This window comes from Larkinella humicola (genome assembly GCF_008727875.1).
Lineage (GTDB): Bacteria > Bacteroidota > Bacteroidia > Cytophagales > Spirosomataceae > Larkinella > Larkinella humicola.
Map to the genome: position 1 here is coordinate 120,058 of NZ_VTWS01000012.1, position 22,865 is coordinate 142,922.

14 protein-coding genes are annotated in these 22,865 nt (G+C 53.5%); 4 read left to right on the top strand and 10 right to left on the bottom strand.

Annotation, left to right across the window (positions count from 1 at the left end):
• Nucleotides 1-46 precede the first annotated feature (46 nt).
• The 6 genes from F0P93_RS29795 to F0P93_RS29820 form a co-directional block, all read right to left on the bottom strand.
• Nucleotides 47-1,108, bottom strand: a complete 1,062-nt coding sequence (locus F0P93_RS29795; RefSeq protein ID WP_150881445.1) for a Gfo/Idh/MocA family protein — start codon at nt 1,106-1,108, stop codon at nt 47-49.
• 3 nt (nt 1,109-1,111) lie between these two features.
• The gene (locus F0P93_RS29800; RefSeq protein ID WP_150881446.1) at nt 1,112-3,619 is read right to left on the bottom strand and encodes an L-rhamnose mutarotase; all 2,508 of its coding nucleotides are present in this window, start codon (nt 3,617-3,619) and stop codon (nt 1,112-1,114) included.
• A gap of 101 nt (nt 3,620-3,720) precedes the next feature.
• Nucleotides 3,721-6,504, bottom strand: coding sequence for a glycoside hydrolase family 2 protein (locus F0P93_RS29805; protein ID WP_150881447.1), 2,784 nt, complete (start codon nt 6,502-6,504; stop codon nt 3,721-3,723).
• A gap of 18 nt (nt 6,505-6,522) precedes the next feature.
• Nucleotides 6,523-7,431 (bottom strand): glycoside hydrolase family 43 protein, encoded by a 909-nt coding sequence (locus F0P93_RS29810; RefSeq protein ID WP_150881448.1) that lies wholly within the window; start codon nt 7,429-7,431, stop codon nt 6,523-6,525.
• Nucleotides 7,432-7,689: 258 nt separating this feature from the next.
• Nucleotides 7,690-9,105: a RagB/SusD family nutrient uptake outer membrane protein gene (locus F0P93_RS29815; RefSeq protein WP_150881449.1), complete on the bottom strand. Its 1,416-nt coding sequence runs from the start codon at nt 9,103-9,105 to the stop codon at nt 7,690-7,692.
• Nucleotides 9,106-9,128: 23 nt separating this feature from the next.
• Complete coding sequence (locus F0P93_RS29820; RefSeq protein WP_150881450.1) at nt 9,129-12,302, bottom strand: SusC/RagA family TonB-linked outer membrane protein; 3,174 nt, start codon at nt 12,300-12,302, stop codon at nt 9,129-9,131.
• Nucleotides 12,303-12,471: 169 nt separating this feature from the next.
• On the opposite strand from F0P93_RS29820, the gene F0P93_RS29825 reads away from it, so the two are divergent.
• From F0P93_RS29825 to F0P93_RS29835, 3 genes are all read left to right on the top strand, one after another.
• The gene (locus tag F0P93_RS29825) at nt 12,472-14,085 is read left to right on the top strand and encodes a DUF5060 domain-containing protein (RefSeq protein ID WP_150881451.1); all 1,614 of its coding nucleotides are present in this window, start codon (nt 12,472-12,474) and stop codon (nt 14,083-14,085) included.
• A 315-nt stretch (nt 14,086-14,400) separates the two neighbouring features.
• Complete coding sequence (locus tag F0P93_RS29830; protein WP_114405658.1) at nt 14,401-15,165, top strand: DeoR/GlpR family DNA-binding transcription regulator; 765 nt, start codon at nt 14,401-14,403, stop codon at nt 15,163-15,165.
• Between the two features lie 141 nt (nt 15,166-15,306).
• Nucleotides 15,307-16,257 carry an NmrA/HSCARG family protein gene (locus F0P93_RS29835; protein ID WP_150881452.1) on the top strand — a complete coding sequence of 317 codons (951 nt, stop codon included), beginning with the start codon at nt 15,307-15,309 and terminating at the stop codon, nt 16,255-16,257.
• A 34-nt stretch (nt 16,258-16,291) separates the two neighbouring features.
• Here F0P93_RS29835 and F0P93_RS29840 read toward each other — a convergent pair whose 3' ends face one another.
• The 3 genes from F0P93_RS29840 to F0P93_RS29850 form a co-directional block, all read right to left on the bottom strand.
• Complete coding sequence (locus F0P93_RS29840; protein ID WP_150881453.1) at nt 16,292-19,042, bottom strand: alpha-d-galacturonidase; 2,751 nt, start codon at nt 19,040-19,042, stop codon at nt 16,292-16,294.
• A 315-nt stretch (nt 19,043-19,357) separates the two neighbouring features.
• Nucleotides 19,358-20,830: an MFS transporter gene (locus F0P93_RS29845; protein ID WP_225309709.1), complete on the bottom strand. Its 1,473-nt coding sequence runs from the start codon at nt 20,828-20,830 to the stop codon at nt 19,358-19,360.
• A gap of 195 nt (nt 20,831-21,025) precedes the next feature.
• The gene (locus tag F0P93_RS29850) at nt 21,026-21,763 is read right to left on the bottom strand and encodes a class I SAM-dependent methyltransferase (RefSeq protein ID WP_150881454.1); all 738 of its coding nucleotides are present in this window, start codon (nt 21,761-21,763) and stop codon (nt 21,026-21,028) included.
• An 86-nt stretch (nt 21,764-21,849) separates the two neighbouring features.
• On the opposite strand from F0P93_RS29850, the gene F0P93_RS29855 reads away from it, so the two are divergent.
• The gene (locus F0P93_RS29855; RefSeq protein WP_114405663.1) at nt 21,850-22,272 is read left to right on the top strand and encodes a phage holin family protein; all 423 of its coding nucleotides are present in this window, start codon (nt 21,850-21,852) and stop codon (nt 22,270-22,272) included.
• Nucleotides 22,273-22,435: 163 nt separating this feature from the next.
• On the opposite strand, the gene F0P93_RS29860 is transcribed toward F0P93_RS29855, so the two are convergent.
• Entirely contained in the window at nt 22,436-22,855 is a 420-nt protein-coding gene (locus tag F0P93_RS29860) for an organic hydroperoxide resistance protein (RefSeq protein WP_150881455.1), read from the bottom strand.
• Between the last annotated feature and the right edge of the window lie 10 nt (nt 22,856-22,865).

Consider the following 22,865-nt stretch of genomic DNA (forward strand, 5'->3'; position numbering starts at 1 on the left):
GCAAGCGGATAGAATTGAGAAGAAAGACGGCGTTCGATCCCGGTTTTTACAATCCATACTCACCCAGCACCTCCCGCAGTTTCACCGGCAAACCGGTTTGCAGCGATTTGTCCATGGCCTGAAGCAGCGCCACTGTGCCGATGCCTTCGCGGATGTCGGGATAGGCCGTTTGCCCGGATTCGAGGCAGGTGGCGAAATAATCAAGGTAATTCTGGTACTCACCCGCGTGGTGGCTTTTGCCCTCAAACCGGAAATAGTGTTTCAGCTTGTGTTCCCAGGTCTGCACGATTTCGTCGCCGGTGTGGGTCGTGATCGCGTAGCGCAAATCCATGTAGTCGGCCTGACTACAGCCTTCCGTACCGCGCAGAATGCAACTCATTTCGGAATCGCGCACGACGGGTTGAACGGGTCCGGTGTAGGCCCCGCTGACGCGGGCGATGCGTCCGTCGGTGGCTTTGAAAATGAAGTGCATGGTGTCGTCGTTTTTCAAACCGCCTTTCCGCCCGTTGGCACTGAGCATGCCGTAGCCCATCACTTCCTCAATGTCGGGCAAATACCAGCGGATGAAATCGACCGGATGGCTGAGACCGCCATACAGCCATTTGAAGGTATTTTCGAGCGACCAGCCTTTGGCCAGAAACCAGCGGTGGTCGGCGTGGTAATAGCCTTCGATGGTGATTAATTCGCCGATCAGACCCGCTTCAAAATCCGCCCGCTGCTTTTTCATCGGCTCAAAAAACCGGGAACTTTGCCCAACGAACACTTTTTTGCCGGTTTGCTCAGTGAGGTCGATCAACTCTTTGGCTTTGGATAAATCATCGATAAACGGTTTGGTACAGACCACGTGTTTGCCGTGCAACAACGCCTGTTTGGTATGCTCGGCATGGAATTTATCGGGCGTGTAAATCGCAATGACGTCGATCGCCGGGTCGTCGAGTAAATCCTGATAGTTGGTCGTATAGTTCTGAAAATCAAATTCTTTGGCCCGCTGTTGACACAGCTCCAGTTTCTGATCACAGACGTTTACCAGTTCGTAATTCGGGCTCGATAAAGCCGCCGACATGGTGCTGCGTCCTTCGCCTAATCCTAAAATTCCTACTCGTAGCATGGTTTATGGTTTCTGAAAATTGACCCAGACTTCCCCCGGTTTTGTGCCGGGAATGCCTTCCTGATAGCGCTTCATGCGGGCGTTCCAGGCTGCGACGCGCGGGTTGTTTTCGGTGGTTTTGGGGTTGAGTTTGTCGAGACTTTCGCCTTTTGGAATGCTGATCACGAGCATCAGTTGCCGCCCGTTTTTGAACACCAGCAGTTGCTGAAAATTGGCATTGCAGAAACCTTTCGCCACTTCCGGCCACTTCTCAAACTGCGTGGCATGGTCGGCGATGTATGCCTTCTGAAGGTTTTCATCGGCCACCAGATTGGCCGTCAGAATCGTATGATCCCACTCGCCAGCCGTCGGGCCGGCATCGCAACGGGTTCGGTTGAACTCGTAGACCAGCTCGTAGTAGGTCCTGATCGTGGCCGTTGGAAAAGCCGACTTGAGCCGTCCGGTCAACACCGAAACATCCTGCACCTTATCAAAAATAACGGAGCGGTTTTGCCATTGATACAGCGCATCCGGCCGGATTTTGGTTCGAACCAGAACCGCCTTCAGGCGTTGCGCATCGACCGGTTCGGTGTCGGTGCTGACTATCTCGACAAGTGCGGGCATTTCTTTGGTAATCAGCCAGTTGGTGTCGGGCTGTGCTTTGTCGTTGAGCAAATACCGATACGGTTTCTGAATCCCCGCTTTCGTTCGAATGCTGTCCGAAACCTGCGGGCCGTTGTGTTCCCAGACGTTGTTCGGGCCATTGGCATTTTGCAGAAACTTTTCCGACGGCGTCCAGTTGTTTTTGATCGTAAAATACGACGAACCTTCGTCGGTGTAGAGGTAAAACCAGTGGTGTGGGAGGTGCGCAAAGGGCGCTTTGTACACGCTGTCGATGGTATTTTCGGCGATCACAGAACCCGGTTGCGCCGACAGCGTGTAAATGGCCGCGGCATCGTACAGGTGTTTGGCAAAGTGATGAATCCTGTTGGCAACCACCGCATTATTCCGCATCGCGTTGATCGTTGGCGTCCAGCCCCAACCCAGGCTGATGCCGCTGTACGACACTTCGCTGATTTCGTTGTGCTCGATTCGAATGCCCCGAACATACCCCGCGCCAATTCCCACGCAGCCCCAGTCTTCGTTCGTGACGTTGGTGATCAGGTTGTTGGTAATGAGCAGGTTCGCGCAAACTTCGCGTTCATCGGCGGGGTTGTAGGGTAAATGAATTTCAGTGCCTTCGTCGGCAAAAATACCTGCCAGAATGCCCGTTCCGCCGATGTCTTTGAACAGATTGCCCCGGATCACATTGTCACGCCCGCCTTTGTGGTAATCCAGTCCGGTAGCGGCCAGGTGCTCAAACCGGCAGTTTTCAAATCCGGTCTGCCGGGCAAACGACACCTCCACTGCCGCAGTCGGACGACCGACCCACGCCTGATTTTCGAGTGTTTTTTTGTCGGGCGTCCCCGGTATTTTCAGTCTGTAGGCATCGAGCATAAACAACCCGGCCTGGTGCGGAACATGACCCTGTTGCGACGGTCGGAGCCATCCCGTATGCTGAAAGGAAATCCCCTTGAACAGGACGTTTGAAACCGGGCTGTCGGCGGTTCCGATCATTCGCACCAACGTTTCGAGCGACGGCACGATGACCTGCGCCGTGGCCAGATTTTCGTTGGATCGTGGGATGTAGTAGATTCTTTCGGTTTTGGTATCCAGAAACCACTCGCCGGGTTGGTTCAGGAACTGAACGGCGTTGGTCAGGTAAAATGCCGAGTTGCCGGTTTCTTTCGAAAGCCAGGGTGCGGGCCAAGGATGTTCCGATTGAATGCGGCTTTCGGGTTGGTGAAAGGCTAGTTTGGCGCTATCACCCTGTACTTCCATGTGTTTTACGCGTAGATTGGCAATCGCCCACCACTGGTGAATCAGCATTTCCAGACCGGCGGATTTTGATAAATCACCAAACTTTGGGGCCGGAATCCAGCAGGTTTGCTCAGTTTTGTTCCACGACAGAATCCGGTTCATCAGCGGATACGGCGTATCTTTGGCACGGATTGCTTTTTCGCCGTTCACCCACAATTGCCGGAATTCAGCCAGCCGCCCACCGACTTTCGGCGCATCGGCCACCCAGACTTTTCCAATGGCTTCTCTGGGCAAACCGGCAACGCTATTTTTCAACTTCTGCCAACCGCTTATCGAAATCCCTCCGCTCAAAACCGGCTTCGCATTCGGAGCTGCTTCAATCACCGTCGGGCCCGCTGGCGTCCCCGAATCCTCCGGGCGAATAAAAACCGGCTCATTCAACGCATAAACGCCATTTTTTAGATAGATATGTGCACCTGCCGCCACACTTGGATCGGCTAACCGGCGCAGTTCGCGGACTTTTCGAAGGGCGATCGACAGGCTTGCGACCGGTTTTTCGTTCGTTCCCGCATTCAAATCCGATCCGTCCGGCGAAACCCAGATTTCGGCTTGCTGCGCGAAAGTGAGGTTTGGTAGCAGGGAGAGGATGAATAGGTTTATGAGTCGTTTCATAAAGCCAATTGCCCCTAAATCCCGATCGTCGGCCCGGCCAAAAGGGGACTTTAAAAATCCGGATGTTAAAGCCCCCTTTAGGGGGTTGGGGGCGATTCTTTTCATTTCCCGGAAAAATCAAAATATAACGTCAGCTCTTTGGCGCGTGCGGGTTCCTTTTCGTAGTCGTAAAAAATATGCTTCATGCCCATCGGACCGGTGGTTTCATTGCGTTGCGTTTTGCTGCCAATGCTGCTGATGCCCTGCAGGAACGATAGGTCGCCCGTCGGGAAAAGGGGTTCGTAATTGTGCCATTGATCGGTTTTCCAGGCCGGGGTGAACAGCCGGAAAAAAACATCTTCGTTTTCCGTCGCCACCGTAAAAGGCTGCCCCGTAGTTTCAAACCGACACCAGTACAGGTTGGCGTGGTAGCCTTTGAATTCTGGGTAAACAACCGGCGTTTCACCGGTTTCGGTGTTGTTATACGCCTTGTTCCAGACGCCCAATGTGCCACCTTTCATCCGGTTTTTCCAGACGCGGTACGGTCCTTTGCCCATCCAGTTGACGGCCTTCATCTCGCGTTCGGGGAACGAGAAATTGACCCCGACCAGCGTCGTGAAATAGCCATCGGGAAAATACCGCACCCGCATTTTGACCCAGCCCGACGGGAAAATGGTCCATTGCAGCGTGTTGTAGCTGCTTTTTCGGTCAAAGGTCGACTCGATGACGACGGTTTTACCGTCCATACGATGCGTGAAATTTTTGAAGTTATTGATACCTTCCTGCAACACCGGGCCGTTGGTAAAGGGAATGGTTCCGTTCAGGTTTGCCACGTGTTTCAAGACACCGGTTCGCTTACTAAATGACAACACAATGCCGTTGGCAGAAACCGTATACAAAGAGTCAGATTCGGTGAACGTGACCGGAGCCGAACCGTCGGTTTTGACGAGCGATGCGGCAATCTGGTTGGGTAACGAAATTGGGAAACTCCAGGTAAACAGCTCGCGTCGGTGCGGATCGGTGGCGGTGATGTACAGAAAGTCGTAGTCTTTCCAGTCGCCGGGTAACTGAGCCTTTAGTACGCCTTTTTCGAGCGGTTTCAGGTTCGGTGCCGCAACGGGAAATGACTTTTCAGACGGTTTTACACCATTGAATGGGCCACCCACTTTGACTAGTTTTCCGGTAAACGAACAGCGGCTCGTATGGGTAAAGTGATACCGGTTTTCAATCGGAAACGTTCCGTCGAAGGTTGGCGTGATCTCCCGGCGTTCCAGCCGAATCGGTGACCAGACTTCCCTGATCGTAAAAAAGCTGCCTTCTTTTTCGCGGTATGGCCCCACAATGCCGTCGGCGCCCCGGTTTCCGTCGGTGTCGATGAGGCCGTTCTGATCCGTTCGCACGACGCCCTGATCGGCAAAATCCCAGAGAAAACCGCCAGCCGCCAGCGGATCGTGCCACATCGCTTCCCAGTAATCGTCCAGCCCCGCGCCGTGGCCGCCATCGTACATTCCGTGCAGAAATTCGGTGGGCAGCGTGATCGAATGACCGTGGTTGTAAGTGCCGATGCCGTAATTATATTCCCGGTAATGCTGCGTGTCGAAACCGCCAAAATCCTCCCAGGCGTGAAGAACGGGCCGTTTCTGAAGGTCTTCTTGGGCGAACAACGCATCCAGTTCGGCATTGTGACCGCCTTCGTTGCCGTTGATCCAGAAAATAACCGACGGGTGGTTGACGTCGTGCGTAATCAGTTCGTGGAGCAGTTTGGAACCCGTCGCCGTGTCGTAGTGGCCGTGCCAACCCGCCAGTTCGTCGAACACGAAAAGCCCCAGCGAATCGCAGACGTCGAGAAAATGATCATCGGGCGGGTAGTGCGACATCCGGACGGCGTTCATGTTCATGTCTTTCATCAGATTGACGTCCAGAATGCTCAGTTTTTTGCTCAAGGCCCGGCCCGACGACGGCCAGAACGAATGCCGGTTGACGCCCTTGAGCTTAACTTTCGTACCGTTGACGTAAATACCGTCGCGCGGTTTCACGTCGACGGTGCGGAAACCGAAGAATTTCGTCAGTGTATGCACCGGTTTTCCAGCCTCCAACAACCTGAATTCTACTTTGTAGCGATTGGGTGTTTCCGACGTCCACAAGAGCGGTTTCGGGACGGTTTTTGTCAGGGCAACGGTATGGGTTTCGGTACCGATTTTTGCGCTGAACGGTTCGCCTACTTTTTGTCCGGAAACCGTATAAATTTGTCCGGAAATTTCAGAGGCTTTGCGGTTTGTTTTCAATTGAAGTTGGGCCGTAAAAGAGCCGTTGGCTTTGGCGTCGATGGCAACGTGTTCGATGTGGCCGGCGGGCAGAATTTCCAGGTAAACCGGTCGGAAAATACCGCCGAAAATCCAGAAATCACCCTTGCGTTCGGCTTCGTTGACGGAGGCATTTGCCGAGTGTTTCGAGACGGTAATTTCCAGCAAATTGCCCGAACTGTACTGGAGTAAATTCGAGATGTCGTATTTGAATGCGTAGTAGGAACCCTCGTGCGTTGGCCCGGCCGATTTGCCGTTCAGCTTGACTTCGGTGTCGGTCATAACGCCTTCAAAAACCAGGTTGATCTGTTTGCCTTTCCACGATGCAGGAGCCTGAAAATGATGCTTGTAAAGTCCCTGTTCTTTGCCGCGCGAACTGTCTTTGGCAAAACCGTAATTGTACTTCCCGAATCCCTGCAACTCCCAGTTCGACGGCACCGGAATGGTGGTCCACTTTCCCGAATTCCGACCGGCGGTGCAATAAAATTCCCAGTCGATGGTCTGGTCGTTTCCGGTGCCGGACAAATACCGTTTTTCGGTTTGCTGGGCGGTGGCAACCTGTGCAATCAGAAGGAGAAAAACCGGTATCAATCGGTGCGTCATGGGTCGGATTCAGGTCGATTACTTACCCTTTACTAATCTGTTTAAGATGTGCTTTTTTACCTTGAAAATCGTCCCGTGTTTGTGGCCTTCCGGAACCGCGATTTGGGCCGAAACATCCGTAAACGTTTTGAAGTCGCGGGTCTTCACGGCCCCGTAGGTTTTGTCCTGATAGGAGTCGAAATAAATCAGCCAATCATCCCCAACTTTGGCAACGGAGGGGCCTTCGGTGAATTTTTTGGTAAATGGTGCGGATACGTCGGTGTAGGGTCCGGTGACGTCTTTTCCGAACGCGACTTTGAGGTTGCGCTCCGGGCGGGTATTATCTTTCAGAACCAGCACGTAATCAGCGGGTTTGCGCTTGACAATTACCGCATCGATCACGCTGAATTTCGGGTCGAGAAAGAGCTGTGTGGGCGCGAAAGTTTGGAAGTCTTTTGTGGTGGTGACATACATCCGGTGGTTGTTTTTCTCCTCTTCTACCCCGCGCTCAAACCGATTCGGAATGGTGGAAGCCCAGATGATGATAAACCGGTTGGTTTCGTCGTCGTAAAACAGTTCGGGTGCCCAGACATTGACCGTCGTCGGTTCGTGTTCCATCACCGGAATAAACCGCTTCGCCGACCAGTGGATGAGATCTTTGGAACTCGCATAACCGAAGCCTTTGTCGTCCTTCCAGCTACTCGTCCAGACGAGGTGAAACGTACCGTCTTTGCCCTGCGCAATCGACGGATCGCGCATCACTTTCTGGTTGCCAATTTCGGGTTTAAGAAACGTGCGGTTCAGATCTGTCCATTGATAACCGTCCGTGCTATACAAAAACCGGAGCCCTTCGTTGGCCGGTTCATGAAACGAACTGAACAGGTAGACGCTCTTCGAACACGAACTGAGCAGGAGCAGAATACTGAACAGGTAAGAAATACGCTTCATGGTTTAGGGGTCGATCCGTTCGGCTGAAGAGCCGTTTTTTGCCTCTACAAAGGATCAATTTTATGGAGTGTGGGATATGTATCATTTTAGCGGGGATGTGTAGCATTTTGTCAATCCGGGATTTTGGTGTTCGGTTTACGGTTTTCAGTTTACGGTTTACGGTGGCTGACGCGTTCCAATTATGCGCGTCAGCCACCGTAAACCGTAAACCGCAAACCGTAAACCGCAAACCGTAAACTGAAAACTGTAAACCGCAGACTAATACCCCGGATTTTGCGTAATGGCCGGATTCTGGGTGCGGACGATTTGGGGAATTGGCCAGAGCAGTTTCGTGGCAGTAATGGCTTTCCCTTTGGCGGTCAGAACCGGGACGGCGCGGTTGGTGCGCTTCAGATCGAACCAGCGCTGAAATTCGATGGCTAATTCCGTCCGGCGTTCGTGTTCGATGGCCAGATCGAGCGTCGGGTATTTGGCGGTTGGATACGTTGCCTCGCCAAACTTGGGCAGTTTCGCCCGGGTTCGGACCAGATTGAGGTACAGCGGATCGCCCGTCGCTTCGGACAGCAACAGCAGTGCGTCGGCGTAGCGCAGCACCATGAAGTTGTTGTTCGACAAGGGATTGCCGCCCACCTGCGTTGCTTTGGTGTCCGTCCATTTGATCGGGTATTTCTGGGCGATGAACGTTCCGGCGTTGTTGTAGCCCAGCGCAATCGAGGCATCCCGGCGCGGGTCACCGGTTTCGTATTCATTGTACAGGTCGTCGGTTACCTGGTTCATGCCACCGCCGTAGAAACCGAGGAAGTTGTTGTTCGGGTAGAACGTCTGGTAAAAGCGGCTGAACGGAGCCGAGGCATTTCCGCCCAGATACTGAATCTCGAAAATGGATTCCTTCGTGTTTTTGACACTCGGTCCCCACAAATCGGTGTAATTGGCGAGCAATGAATACTGATTGCTATTGTACACTTCTTTCAAAACCGTGGCCGCGGCCGCTTTATCGCCCAGGGTCAGATACACTTTACCCAGCAACGTCTGAGCCGCTCCTTTGGAAGCCCGGCCCGGAACCGTTATGGCCGTCGCCAGCGGCAGTTTTTCAGCCGCGAAAAGCAGGTCTTTTTTGATCTGGTCGTAAACCGCACTTTGTGGAGAACGCAACACTGCATAGCTCGCTTCGCCGGTCAGTGGGGTGGTGACGATGGGCAAATCGCCCCACAGTTGCACCATGTTGAAATAATAGAGCCCCCGCAGAAACTGCATCTGGGCTTTCACACCGTCCTTGTAAGCCGCATCCAGACTGGCCCCTTCAATTTTGTCGAGAACGATGTTTGCGTTAAAAATGGCCTTGTAGGATTCCTGCCAGAACTGGTACACCATCGTGTTGGCGGTGGCCAGACTGTAGTCCTTGAACTGCCATTTGTCAGCCTGAATCCCCGAAATGTTGAACATGATGGCGTTGTCGCTCATCTGCTCGTTGGCGTACGAAACCGGCCCTTCCGGGTGGTAAACCGTGTACAGCGACGCATACGCTCCGTTGACGGCCAGCTCGAAATCGTCCCGGGTTTTGAAGTTATCCGCTGTCGCGTTCGAAAGGGGCGTCAGGTCCAGAAACGTGTCCTGGCAACTGGAGGTCAGCAAGCAGACGCAAAGAAGGGTGAGAAAATATTGTATCGTTTTCATGGGTGATCGTTCTAGAGTTCAGTTTACAGATCTACTTTCAGGCCAACCGTGACGACGCGCGGGATGGGATACGAACCGTAATCGACGCCGATGAACGCCCCGTTGGGCGCATTGCCTGAGGCATTCAAACCGTTGCTGCCACCGGCATAATTGCTGGCGCCGTAGGTCGTGTTTTCGGGGTCGTAGTTGGTGTATTTGCTCCACAGGTACACATTGTCAGCATTGATGTACACGCGGGCCACGCGGAACGGGGTTTTGCGGGTCAGCGACGACGGCAGCGTATACGAAAGCCGAATGTTTTTCAGGCGGGTAAACGACGCATCTTCCACCCACAGGCTGTGAAACTGATCCTGCAAACCGGTCAGGCCGAGGGTCGCGCGGAAGTGTTTGCCATCGCCGGGATCGGCTTCCGACCGCCAGCGGTTGTCCACGCTCGCAAACATGTTCCGGCCGTTGTTCCAGAAGCCCAGGTAGCGGAAATTCTGGTTCACAATCTCCCCGCCGTAGGTTCCCTGCAACAGGAACGAGAAATCGAAGCCTTTGTAGGAAACCGTGTTGGTCAGACCGGCGGTGAAATCGGGCTGGAAATTACCCAGCGAGGTACGGTCGTCCGGCGTAATCTTGCCGTCGCCGTTCACGTCGCGGATGATCGGATCACCCGGTTTGGTCGAGCTGTAGTGCGGAGCCGCATCGACAGCCGCCTGGTTTTTAAACACGCCGTCGACCACGTAGCCGTAGAAATTCGAGATCGGCTGGCCCACTTCGGTTTTAACCGCCACGACGAAATCGGTGTAGATGATCGGGGCGTTCGTCGGCCCTAACTGCAAAACCGTATTGCGGTTCCGGCTGACATTCAGATCCGTCGTCCAGATGACCTTGCCGGTGGTATTTTTCGAATTAATATTCAGTTCAATCCCCCGGTTGCGCATCCGGCCGATGTTGGTGAGTTGGGACGAAAAACCGGAAATGTCGGGCACCGGCACATTCAGGAGCATATCGCGGGTCACCGAGTTGTAATATTCCGCCGACAACCCGATCCGGTCGTTCAGCACGCGCAGGTCAACGCCAATGTTCATCTGGCCGGTGCGTTCCCATTTCAGGTTGGTATTGGAAATATTGGAGATCGTGAGACCGGACGCCAGGGCGGCCCCGGAAACGTAGTTGGTCGCCGACAACAGGCTGATGGCGCCGTAGTTCGGAATCTGATTGTTCCCTGCAATCCCGTAACTGGCGCGGACTTTCAGGCTGTTCACAAACTTGACATTTTGCATGAACGACTCGTCCGAAATCAGCCAGCCCGCCGAAACCGACGGGAAATAGCCCCAGCGGGTGTCGCGCCCAAACCGCGAGCTGCCATCCCGACGAATGGCCGCCGTCAGGAAATATTTGTTCTGGAAATTGTACTGCGCCCGACCGAGATACGAGATCATCGACCATTCAGTGGCCGTACTGGAGCCGCTGGTGACCACCCCGGCATTGAGCGTTTCGACGAGGTCGTTCGGGAAGCTGCCCGACGTAACGGTCGCAAATTCATCGCGTTGTTTCTGCACCGAATAACCGGCCAGCACATTCAGGCTGTGGTCGCCGAAGCGTTTGTCGTACGTCAGCGTGTTTTCCGACAGCCAGTTCAGCATGTAGGACGACTGCACATTGCCCTCTGCCGGGAGCAATCCCGAATAGCCATATCCCTGGTTCTTAACCCGATACGAGTTCAGACGCGTGTTGAACAGGTTGCCGCTGATGCTGGTCCGAAATTTCAGGTCGTCGGTGATAAAGTATTCTGCAAAGGCGGTTGCGAGGGTGTTGAACGACTTGTTCTGCTTGTGGTAAAACCGGGTGAGCGAATACGGATGCCAGAGGTTCAGGTCGTTGTAGGCGACGTATTTGCTCCAGACCGAGTTGGGATCGCGGTAGCCCAGATTGCCGTTTTCGTTGTAAACCGGGAAAATCGGATCGCTCTGAATCGCCAGACTCACGACGTCGCTTTTGCCCTGCGTGCCTTCCGTCCGATCAAAAACCGTCGTTGCGCTCAGGTTCAGCCCCAGCGAAAACTTGTCCGAAACCGCGTGTTTGATGTTGGTGCGCAGCGCCAGGCGTTTGTAATAATTTTCATCCAGAACCGCCTGTTGATCGAGGAATGATCCCGAAAACAGAAACTGGGTTTTCTCGGTACCGCCCGAAACCGAAAGCTGCGCGTTGTGCGACGGCGCCACGCGAAACATGACGTCCTGCCAGTCGGTGCCTTTGCCAAATTGCTGCGGATTGGTGATAAAATCGTCGGGGATGCGGTAGGTCGAGGGCCGGGCGCTGTTGGGGTCGGAGGCTTTGTTGACCGCCGGATTCAGGTCGACCCAGGCGTTGTTGTGGGCGTCAATGTAATACCCGATCCACTGCTGGGCGTCCATCATCGGCACCTTCCGGATCACCGACTGCGTGCCGTATTCGTAGCCCGCACTGATGTTGGTTTTCCCCGCCTTGCCCAGTTTGGTTGTAATCAAAACGACGCCGTTGGCCCCGCGTGAGCCGTAAATGGCGGCCGATGAGGCATCTTTCAGGACATCGACCGACTCGATGTCCTGCGGATTGATCAGGTTGAGGTTGAAGTTTTCGAGCGGAACGCCGTCGACCACAAACAATGGAGTCGTACCGGCGGTGATGGAACTGACGCCCCGAATCCGGATAATGGGCGAAACCCCCGGCGCTCCCTGCGACTGCGTGATGTTGACCCCGGCAATTTTGCCCGCCAGCGACTGAGTAACATTGCTGAACGAACGGTCTTTGAACTCATTGAAGCCCACCGAGGCCACCGCGCCGGTGATGGCCCGTTTGCTTTGCGTCCCGTAACCCACCACGACGACTTCATTAAGCGTCTTGTTGGACGGAAGCATGGAAACATCGATCACTGAGCGGTTGCTGACCGGAATTTCCTGGGTTTCGTAGCTGATGGAGCTGAAAACCAGTGTCGAATTGTCGTTCGCAGAGAGGGAATAGGCACCGTCCTGATTCGAAATCGTACCGCTGGTGGCGGATTTAATCAGCACGGAAACGCCCGGCAACGGTTTCCCATTTTCGTCGGTGACCTTCCCCGTGATGGTAAGGGATTTGGTCTGTGCGAAGCCCTGAACAAAAGAAAAACAAAATAAAGTAAAGATCACGCTGGCTCGCCAGGATCTTCGGGAGGTAGGAGTAGAGCTCATCGTACTGGATTTGTTAAAATGTTCATAGAAATGATCAATTGAATCCGCATAAATTACCAGCAGTTCATGAAAAGTGTAAAGTACGTCAGGTTGGTATTTTCTTATTTTTTCTTAAAAGTATTTCGTTTTATTTGTTTTACTTTGTTTTTTAAAAATATTTTCTTGAATTATGGCCAGACAAGCTCAAATCCGGCTTTTGTTTTTTTTATTCATAGGTTCTCCGCTGCATCTGATCGCGCAGGGATTGGTGGCTTCCGAAAACGCCGTTGAAAAATGGGGGGTCTACGAGATCACCTTATCGGGGCCAACGGCTGGCAATCCCTTCACGGAGGTCTGGCTAACCGCCGAGTTCTCGTCGGGCGACAAACGGGTGAAAACGACCGGTTTTTATGACGGCGACGGCGTGTATAAAATCCGGTTCATGCCGGAAGCCACGGGGCAATGGTCGTACCGGACATCCAGCAACGTCAACGCGTTGCGTGGAAAAACAGGAAGTTTTACATGCCGCGCGCCTTCTGCGACCAATCACGGCCCGGTCGGCGTCCGGAATACGTACCACTTTCAGTACGCCAACGGAAAACCGTATTACCCCTTTGGGACGACGGCGTATGCCTGGACGCACCAGCCCGAGCCGTTGCAGGAACAGACGTTGACCACCTTGAAAAATGCGTCGTTCAACAAAATCAGAATGTGCGTGTTCCCGAAAACGTACAGTTACGTGGAGGAAGAACCGGCCCTTTTTGCCTATGAAGAGAAAGGCCGCACCAAACGCCCGAATGGTTCGACAAAGTACGAATGGGACTTTACGCGCTTCAATCCGGCGTTTTTCCGGCACCTCGAAAAGCGGATTACGGACCTCGCCAAACTGAATATAGAAGCCGACCTGATTATTTTTCATCCATACGACAAAGGCCGCTGGGGATTCGACAGCATGGGCATGAAGAATGATTTATTTTATATCAAGTATCTGGTAGCCAGATTGTCTGCGTATCAGAACGTCTGGTGGTCGATGGCGAATGAATTTGATTTTATCAAAACGAAACCGCGCGAAGCCTGGGATGTCTACAGCAAAGCCGTGGTCGAAGCCGACCCGTATCACCACCTCTGTTCGATCCACAACGGAACGGAATATTACGACAACTGGAAACCGTATTTCACCCACGTCAGCATTCAGAATGGGTCGACCGTCGAGGATTTTGGGCGGGCGGTTCTGTTGCGCGATGCCTACCGAAAACCGGTGATTTACGACGAGGTCTGTTACGAAGGCAACCTCCCGCAGCGCTGGGGACGGCTGAGTCCGGAGGAAATGACCGAGACGTTCTGGCAGGGCGTGATTGCCGGCACCTACGTGACCCACGGCGAAACCTACCGGACGCCGGGCGACACCATCTTCTGGGCCGAAGGCGGCCGGTTTCACGGGCAAAGTCCGGCGCGGATCGGTTTTTTGCGAAATCTGCTGGAACAGCAACCCGGCCCGGTTGAACTGGCGGACCCCTGGAAAGATCACCAGACCTGCCAGTCCGACAGCGCGCATTACCTGATTTATTTAGGGAAACAGATGCCGTCGGAATGGGTGTTCAGTTTGCCCAAAAAAGGCGCACCGCCCACGGGAGCGGTTTTCAAAGCCGAACTCATCGACACCTGGAACATGACCATTACCCCCGTTTCGGACACCTTCCGGCTGGGCGAAGCGAAAGATTACCGGGTGTATGACGAAGGATTCAGGAAAATTCGTCTGCCTGCCAAACCGTATCAGGCGATTCGGCTGACGCAGATCAAATAGGAATTGGTTTTCGGTTTTTATGTTTTATTTGTGAATAGTGGGAATGGAGAATGAATTGGGAAAGAGACAAATCCAGCCCACGGTTTTAACCGTGGGACATGGATGACAAAACCGGGTGTGCAAAAACCGTTTTAACGGTTTCAGGATCTCAAAACCGTTAAAACGGTTTCAAAATTTGGGTGGATATTTCGCGAAACCCCACGGTTTTAACCGTGGGCTGGGGAACAAACCGGAACGTTGATAATGAATCGATAGCGAAGAGAAAATTTCTTTTTGTTACTTTTGACAAACTCAGATAGTTTAGAATAAAACCGTATGCTACCGAATCAACGTCGGGATAAAATACTTGAATTGCTGAAGGAAGACGGCTCCGCCAAGATCGTCAACCTGGCCCGGATTTTTAAGGTGACGGAAGTAACGATTCGTCAGGACATCGAGAAACTGGAAAAAGACGGACTGGTGATCAAGGACCACGGCGGAGCCTACCTGAAAAACGTGGAAGACCAGGTGCGGACGGTTTCGCTGGGAAATCAGGAGAACATCGACAAAAAGGAACGCATCGCGAGCAAGTGCCTGGAATTCATCGAAAGTGGTGACACCATCATTCTGGATTCGGGTTCGACTACCACCGAAATCGCCAAAAAACTGCGCGGCTACCGAAACCTCACCGTGATCACCAACGCCCTGAACATCGCCCTGATTCTGGGCGCCGAAACCGGCATCGAGGTGATCATGACCGGCGGGGAGTTTAAACCGCCCACCCTGTCGCTGACGGGCCAGAAAGCCGCCGATTTTTTCAAAGGCATCAACGTCCAGAAGCTGTTTCTGGCCACGGCGGGAATCTCGCTGAAGGCGGGCTTAACCTATCCGAGTATCAGCGACTTAGTGGTGAAAAAAGCCATGATTGATGCCGCCGATGTAACCTATCTGGTGGCCGATTCGACCAAAATTGGCAAAAGTGCCTTCGCCAGTCTGGGGGCCTTGTCGCTGATCGATTACATCATCACCGACGCGACCATTCAGGAAAAATACAAACAGGTGTTCCACGACAACGAGATTGAATTGATCATTGCGCCGTAGGCGGCTCACAGCCATTTGCTGGTCGGTGGAGCAAAATAGGTGCAGTTGTTGACAACGTATCCACTATTGTCCTAACTTGGGGGCTCTGTTCCATTCGGTATGGAACGTTCTGTTTCTAAACTCCTAAACTCAATAATACTCATGTCTGAGAAAAAGATTATTGCCATTTTCGGCGCTACCGGTGCCCAGGGGGGCGGACTTGCCAGAGCCATCCTCCATGATAAAAACAGTGAGTTTGCCGTCCGGGCCATTACGCGGGACACCAGTTCCGATAAGGCAAAGGAACTGGCCCAATTGGGAGCCGAGGTGGTGGTGGCTGACATTGATGATGAGCAAAGCCTTAGCCAGGCCCTGGAGGGAGCTTATGGGGCCTTTTTTGTGACCTTTTTCTGGGCGCATTTTTCGCCGGAGCGGGAATACAACGAAGCCCGCAGCATGGCCCAGGCGGCCAAACAGGCCGGGCTGAAGCACGTGATCTGGTCGACGCTGGAAGATACCCGCGAGTGGATTCCGCTGGACGATGACCGGATGCCAACCCTTCAAGGCAAATACAAAGTGCCGCATTTTGATGCGAAAGGCGAAGCAGACCAGTTCTTTACCGATTTAGGGGTACCGACTACCTTCCTCCGGGCTTCTTTTTACTGGGAAAACTTCATCTATTTTGGAGCCGGGCCTAAAAAGGGACCCGATGACAGGCTGTATCTGACTTTGCCGATGGCTGATAAGAAGATGGCCGGTGTGGCTTCCGAAGATATCGGCAAAACCGCTTACGCCATCTTCAAGGGCGGGACGGAATTCGTTGGGAAGACCATCGGCGTGGCCGGGGATCAACTGACGGGCCAGGAAATGGCTGCGAAACTCTCCAAAGCGATCGGGCAGGAGGTAAGCTACAACTACGTTACGCCGGAGGTATACCGGGGCTTTGGCTTCCCGGGAGCCGATGACATGGGCAATATGTTTCAGTTCTACCGTGATTTCGACGAGGTATGTAACCAGGTCCGGGATGTAAACTACACCCGGGAGTTGAACCCCGAATTACAGTCGTTTGATGCCTGGCTGGAGCAAAACGCCGGGCGTATTCCGCTGGACTAAAGGTCCGGCTCAGCACATCGACTGGCTATTGGTGTTACTCAAACAGCCAGTCGATGTTCTTTTTATTGCCCGCCAAACCGGCGTCGAAAACCGGGATTTCCTGATTGCCGTCCATAAAACCGAGCAGTAAACAGGCTCCTTTTCCCAGATTCAGGGTGTGCGTTCCCGCCTTGAACGAATACGTATGCACATTGACGGGCGGGAAACCGTTCAGCAGCAAAGCGTTCGAAATTTTGATTTCCGACTGACCGTAGTCGTTGGCGCTGGCGTCCGTTTCCAGTTCCGGTTCGGGTAAGTAGTGGGGGTTCTTTTCGGTAAAAAAACCGACCAGCAGTTTGACGGGTTGGCTGGCTATAAAGGTCAGGCTGGTGCGTTCCGACTGTTGTGTCGATTTTGCCAGTTGCAACCCTTTCAGGTTCTTCAATTCCTCCGCCACCGCAGCGATGGCAAGACCCGTATCGGAAAAAATACGCTGCCCTTTTTCAACGGCATACGTCTCCACGGTCGGGCTTTGAATCGTGACGGTAGCCGGTTTGAATAAAACCGGTTGCCTGGCCACCGTCGCCGGTGCTGATTTCAGCGAGTCGATCACGGACTTAAACCGCGTCAGTTCTTTTTGATAAACCGGCAGCATTTCTTCCCACGTTTTGTAGGTTCCATCGACGCCCCGCATCGGAATTTTGCGCTGCTTCGTCTGCATACTGTTGGCATACAGGTACGTATCTTTCGTCAGCTTCACCAGATCCGTGTAATGTTCCAGACTGCTTTCCAGCAGCGGAACCGCTTTTTCCAGATCGCGGACGTCGGTCGAGTACTTGTATTTCAAAACCGCCAGGGCCGCCCGGGCCTTCTGGGCGTAGAAATTCGCCATCGCATTCTGGGCGTAGACGTCATTTTTCAGGCGGTCGAATTCGGCCTTGTTTTTAGTCACCGCACCAGCGGCTTTGTCAATGGCGGCCACGGCTTTTTTGCCGTGTTCAATCACTTCATCGGCCACCTGAACCGGCGTTTCGCCCCGGTGTTTTTCCTGTTTAGACTCCGTCTCGGCGTATTCGATAATCATTTCACCCTCAGGGGCTTCCGATTCGTACATGAGCGTAAAGAGCCCGTAGCGAAACGGATTGATGAGTTGCGTCATCAACATACCGAGCGTGAGGGTCTGGCGGTTGCCGTCGGTGATGCCGTAGCGTCGCAATAGTTTCGGTGAAATCTCGCCGGTTTCTTCGTAGGCTTCCAGTACGTCCTTGCCTTTGTCGGCCGGTAAACCGTATTGATCCGCCAGTTGGTTGCCCCAGTACGTCACTTCGGTCGGACGATTCCGTTTGGAATTCCAGGCGTAGCGCGCCCAGGTTTTGTACCAGATCCAGTCACGGTCGAGCTGGAGCAGGCGGGGCGACGTTTTGTCGGCGGTATAGGGCCAGTCCCAGTACGACGCCTGGGGGTACAGATGCAGGCCATTCGCACCATACACGTTATGCATCGCCTGAACGGATTTTTGAATAAAATCGGGCGAACCGTACCGAAAAGGCTCCAGATTGGCCAGAATGTGCACATTTTCAACGTGAACCGTACCGATATTGCTTAACGTCCGGTGCAAATCCGCCCATTTACCCCGGGGCGTGTAGGTTGTCAGGGCTTCGCCGTTGTATTTCGCCATCGTATACAAATTCTTGTACAACGGCAGGGCGGCTTTCATCACGCGGGGTGCATCCGAATCGTGGGCGCGGAGCACAATCGGCGGTTCAGCGGTTTGGCCTAGAGCTTTCAGTCCGTCTTTGACGCCCGGAATAATCGTTTGGGTGAACCAGTCGACATCATCCTGCCCGACGCCTTCCATGGCTTCGCCGAGGGTGATGAGCAGGCCGACATTCGGGTATTTCTGAACAAACGCGGCAATGGATTTCTGGGTGTAATCGGAAATGAGCGGAGTAATCGGGCGGTTTCGGTCCTGAGTTTTGAGGTTGTGTTTTTCGGCAAACGGTTTTGAAAGAATGATGTTGTAGAACATCTGAATGACCCAGATGCCGCGTTTGTCGGCTTCGGCGGTCAGGAACCGGAACATTTCTTCGTTTCTCCGGAACGTCGCGTCATCCACTTCAACGGCGTAGGGATAGTCTTTTAGCCGAACCAGTGACGCAAACGGGTGGCCATTCCACAAATACAGGGAGTTGTAGCGGTTTTCGGCCATCTGATCCAGGTACCGAATCCAGAGCGCTTTGTCGTAAAGCCACGGGAAGGTTTCGGGCGTATACGGATATTCATACACCTCGCGACCGGGGAGATACACCGGTTTCTGAATGCCCACGGCCGTGCCGCGCAGCACCATTTCCGGTTGGTCACGCAGATTGATCGTTTCGGGAAGCTGGCCGGTTTCGCTGATTTTTTCCGCCAGTTCCAGACAACCGTACAACACACCGGACGGGTCGGCTCCCACGATCAGCAGCGGATTCTGCGCGTCTCTCCGAATGGCAAAGCTTTCTTTGACTGGGTTTGGGTCTGCCGTTAATCTATAACGCAAAGAAACCTGTTTGACGTTGGCATCAGACCATAACCCAATGACAATCTGCTGACTGCCCTTCTCCGGAACGCCTTTGCCTGGTGTAGTTTGATAACCAGCTTTGGCCAGCGCCTGTTTGAGTTTTTCGGCACCAAAGGTGACGCGAACGTGGGCTGAAACCGGCGTAACGATGGTGACTTTTTTACCGATTTTCTGCGCAATGACCGATGCGGTACCTATAAAGCAAAAAAGAACGGAGAAGAGAAGAATTGTAGCGTAGCGGTTCATACAACAGGACTTAGGAACAGTACAAATTTACCCTGTTTAGATACCGGTAATCTCCAGCATTTTCTCCAAAAAATATACAATGTTAGCGTTGTAGCGATGACTTAGTCGGCGAGGTATTCATCAAAAAACGGTTTGAGTGCGGGCTGGAGGCCTATCCTGTTCGTAAACACAAACTAGCTTTCATCTAGTTAGCTCCGGAGGAGCGGCCTAAAAAACACGTTCAGGCCGCTCCTCCGGAGCTAACCGGAATTGGTTGCCCTGTTTTCTATTGTCAGATCGCCCTTCCAGGGCTTTCCGGTTAACTCAAACTAATTTCTAAGAAGTTGTGCCCGCCACGGAGTTGTCCCGCTGCACCGGCTGGGATACTGGTTGCGTCGTACTCCCCCGCGTGAAGGAAATGAGCGCACCGGTCAGTACTAAACCGCACATGGTCAGGTAGGCGTAATGCATTCCGAGCAGTTGGGCCGCCGTCGATTCGGGCGAGGCATCGTTTGCCAGCGCCCAGCGGTTGCGGGTGCTGTACCAAACGGCGGCAGCGATGGCGATGCCGACGACAAATCCCAGGTTGCGCATGAAGGCAATCATGCTGCTGGCAATGCCGCGCTGGGCGATGGGGGCCGCGTTGAGGGCGCTGCTGCTGTTGGGCGACTGAAAAAGGCCAAAGCCCAGACTCACCAGCGAACTCCGCCAGATGACATCCTGCCAGGTCCAGTCGACGGCCAGAAACGAAAACGCAAAATAACCGCCCGCCGTGATCAGCAACCCGAAACTGGACAACCAGCGCGTGCTAATCCGGCTGGAAAGATACCCGCCCAGTGGGGCCACCAAGCTGAGGGTCAGAGGGCCTGCCAGCAAAATCAGTCCGGCGCGTTCGGGGGGTAGCCCAAGGAGTTGTTGCAGGAAAAAGGGAATGACAAACAGATTACCGCCCGACGCCAGAAAACCGCAAAAGGCTGCGAGAATGGCGGCTGTGTAGGGCCGGATGCGGAACAGGCTCAGTTGCAGCATCGGCTCCCGAACCCGCATTTCCCAAAACAGAAACAACACCAGCAAAACCGTGCCGATAGACAAGAGTGTGACCACGAGCGGATGATCCCAGCCATACGACGGTTCCGGCCCAAAATCCAGCCCGGTGAGCAGGGAGATGACGCCGAACAGAAACAGCCCCGCGCCCACCAGATCGAACCGTTGGCCGGTCACTTTCGGACTTTCCGGCAGGATGGTCCAGGCCCGCCAGATCGCCAGCAAACCGATCGGGACGTTCACAAAGAAGATGCTCGACCAGCCGAACTTACCCAGCAGAAAACCGCCAATAACCGGCCCCGCACTGGACCCGGCCGCCACGATGGAACCCATTAGCCCCATCGCCTGACCGCGTTCCTGCGGAGAAAAGGTGTCGCCGATGATGGCTGGGCCGACGGCGAAAATCATGGATGCTCCCAGCCCCTGAACCACCCGAAATCCCACCAGCGACCACAGGTTCCAGGCCAGCCCGCAGAGCAGGGAGCCCAGCACAAACACGCAAAAACCGGTGATGTATAGCGTTCGCCGGCCCACCCAGTCGGACAGTTTCCCCATGATGAGCAGCGTGCTGGTGGTCGTCAGCAGGTAACAAAGCACGATCCACTCGACGCTGTCGCCCGCGCCCAGTTCCCGCCGGATGGTGGGCAGGGCAATGTTGACGATGCTGCTGTCGAGCGTCGACATGAACGTTCCGAACATGATGGTGCCCAGAATAATCCATTTATTGGGAGAAGACGATGAAACCGCCGACGTTGTTGATGACACAGGAAAACCAAATTACTTCGAAGGAGTAACGGGTTGTTGGGACCGGTTGTTTGAATGAGGTATCGAAAGGATACCTTCGTTTTCGATGAAGGAATGACAAATAATAAATGATGAATGTTAAATGTGAAAGTGCGGAACTGGCAAGACTTTTACATTTAACATTCATCATTTATTATTTGTCATTCCTTAATGGCTTTACTTCTGAAAGATCATCACGTGTTGCTGGGGCAGTTTGGTATAGACGCTTTTCAGCCGCAAGCCGACGGCTTTCATTTCTTTCGTGGCCTGGGCGATGCTCATTTTGTGGTGGGGTTTGATGGGCACGTTCGGGTCTTCGGCGCGGTATTCGACCAGCACCACGCGGCCACCCGGTTTGAGCGCCCGGACGATGCTCGTCATCATTTCGCGGGGGTGCGAGAACTCGTGGTAGGCGTCGATCATCAGTGCCATATCGATGCCATTGGCGGGGAGTTTAGGGTCTGTAATCGTTCCTAAAACCGGCTCGACGTTGGTAATTCCTCTCTTATTTTTGGCGCTATTCAAATCATTAATCATTTCATTTTCAATGTCAACCGCCAGGATTTTGCCTTTCGGAACCTTGGGAGCCATCAGAAAGGTAAAGTACCCGGTTCCGGCCCCCACGTCGGCGACGACATCGGTCGGTTTCAGGTTCAGGGCGTCCAGCAGCAGATCGGTGCGTTCTTCCTGTTCGCGCTCCGGGCGTTCGAGCCAGGCGGCTCCCAAATGGCCCATGACCTGCGAAATTTCCCGGCCCAGGTAGGTTTTCCCGATGCCATCGTAAGCCGCTTTTCGATACTGATACACGCCTTCGGGCGAATCGGTCGTGGTAGCGGGTTGCTGACCGAAGCCTGATTTACAGAAGGACGTAATGAACAAAAGGAAGAGGCTGATGGATCGAAACGGTTTTTTCATGGCGGGCAGGAAATGAGCTATGGGTTGAACAAGCTGCAAAAGAAAGTGTTTATTTAGGGATTATTTACCATCAATCCCGCTTTCTCATGAATCTAATTTTGCACCTGTTACTCGATGCCGCCGTGATTTTCGGTTTGGCCTACATCATGCCCCAGGTTGATGTCAAAAGCTTCGGCACTGCCCTGCTGATTGCCGTTATCCTGGCTGCGCTCAATTTTCTGGTCGGCTGGATCATTCGTTTTCCACTCAACCTGGTGACGCTCTTCTTCTTAACCGGCATTGTGCGGATTGTGGTGACGGCCATTCTGCTGAAGCTGATCGATAAAATGATGGGCAGTTTCACCATTGCCGGATTCTGGCCCGCGTTGGTGATTGCGGTTTCTGTCGCCATTGCCGGTGCCATTGTCGACGGTGCCCTGGCTCCCTCCGAAGCGGTTGTGGAAGAGCGTCAACGGGAAGCGGTGCTGCTGACACCCGGTGCGGAATTCGCTTATACTTTTAAACGGTAAGAAAGCGCTTTAGGACTTTCGCTTTTGCCCCTAAATCCCCTAAAGGGGACTTATAGGATCCGGATTAAGTCGCGTCCAAGTCCCCTTTAGGGGATTTAGGGGCAAAAGCGAAAATGTAAAGAATTATCAGACGTAAGCCTTCTATTTAAAATTCTTCAGGAAGTTACTCTATGATTTTTAAATCGACCTGAATATTCCCGCGGGTGGCATTGGAATAGGGGCAGACCTGGTGTGCTTTTTCAACCAGTTCTTCCGCTTTGGAACGCTCGACGCCTGGAATCTGAACCTCCAGCACAACGGCTAGTCCAAATCCGCCGTCTTCATTTTTTCCGATACTGACCTGCGCCGTGACGCTGGTCTGACCCGCTTCCACTTTCTGCGTGCGGATGATTAAACTCAGCGCACTATCGAAACAGGCCGCATACCCGGCGGCAAACAGGGTTTCCGGATTTAGGTAGGTGCCACTCGGGCCACCCATTTCTTTCGGTACGCGGACATCGACTTCCAATGCTCCATCGTGTGATTTTACGTGGCCGTTGCGGCCTCCGGTTGCGGTGGCTTTCGCCGTATACAGTTTGTCCATGCTAAAAAAT

Excerpts from the sequence above, each read along its gene's own strand:
- F0P93_RS29795 (WP_150881445.1), bottom strand. The coding sequence starts at position 1,108 with ATGCTACGAGTAGGAATTTTAGGATTAGGCGAAGGACGCAGCACCATG.
- F0P93_RS29800 (WP_150881446.1), bottom strand. The coding sequence starts at position 3,619 with ATGAAACGACTCATAAACCTATTCATCCTCTCCCTGCTACCAAACCTC.
- F0P93_RS29805 (WP_150881447.1), bottom strand. The coding sequence starts at position 6,504 with ATGACGCACCGATTGATACCGGTTTTTCTCCTTCTGATTGCACAGGTT.
- F0P93_RS29810 (WP_150881448.1), bottom strand. The coding sequence starts at position 7,431 with ATGAAGCGTATTTCTTACCTGTTCAGTATTCTGCTCCTGCTCAGTTCG.
- F0P93_RS29815 (WP_150881449.1), bottom strand. The coding sequence starts at position 9,105 with ATGAAAACGATACAATATTTTCTCACCCTTCTTTGCGTCTGCTTGCTG.
- F0P93_RS29820 (WP_150881450.1), bottom strand. The coding sequence starts at position 12,302 with ATGAGCTCTACTCCTACCTCCCGAAGATCCTGGCGAGCCAGCGTGATC.
- F0P93_RS29825 (WP_150881451.1), top strand. The coding sequence starts at position 12,472 with ATGGCCAGACAAGCTCAAATCCGGCTTTTGTTTTTTTTATTCATAGGT.
- F0P93_RS29830 (WP_114405658.1), top strand. The coding sequence starts at position 14,401 with ATGCTACCGAATCAACGTCGGGATAAAATACTTGAATTGCTGAAGGAA.
- F0P93_RS29835 (WP_150881452.1), top strand. The coding sequence starts at position 15,307 with ATGTCTGAGAAAAAGATTATTGCCATTTTCGGCGCTACCGGTGCCCAG.
- F0P93_RS29840 (WP_150881453.1), bottom strand. The coding sequence starts at position 19,042 with ATGAACCGCTACGCTACAATTCTTCTCTTCTCCGTTCTTTTTTGCTTT.
- F0P93_RS29850 (WP_150881454.1), bottom strand. The coding sequence starts at position 21,763 with ATGAAAAAACCGTTTCGATCCATCAGCCTCTTCCTTTTGTTCATTACG.
- F0P93_RS29855 (WP_114405663.1), top strand. The coding sequence starts at position 21,850 with ATGAATCTAATTTTGCACCTGTTACTCGATGCCGCCGTGATTTTCGGT.
- F0P93_RS29860 (WP_150881455.1), bottom strand. The coding sequence starts at position 22,855 with ATGGACAAACTGTATACGGCGAAAGCCACCGCAACCGGAGGCCGCAAC.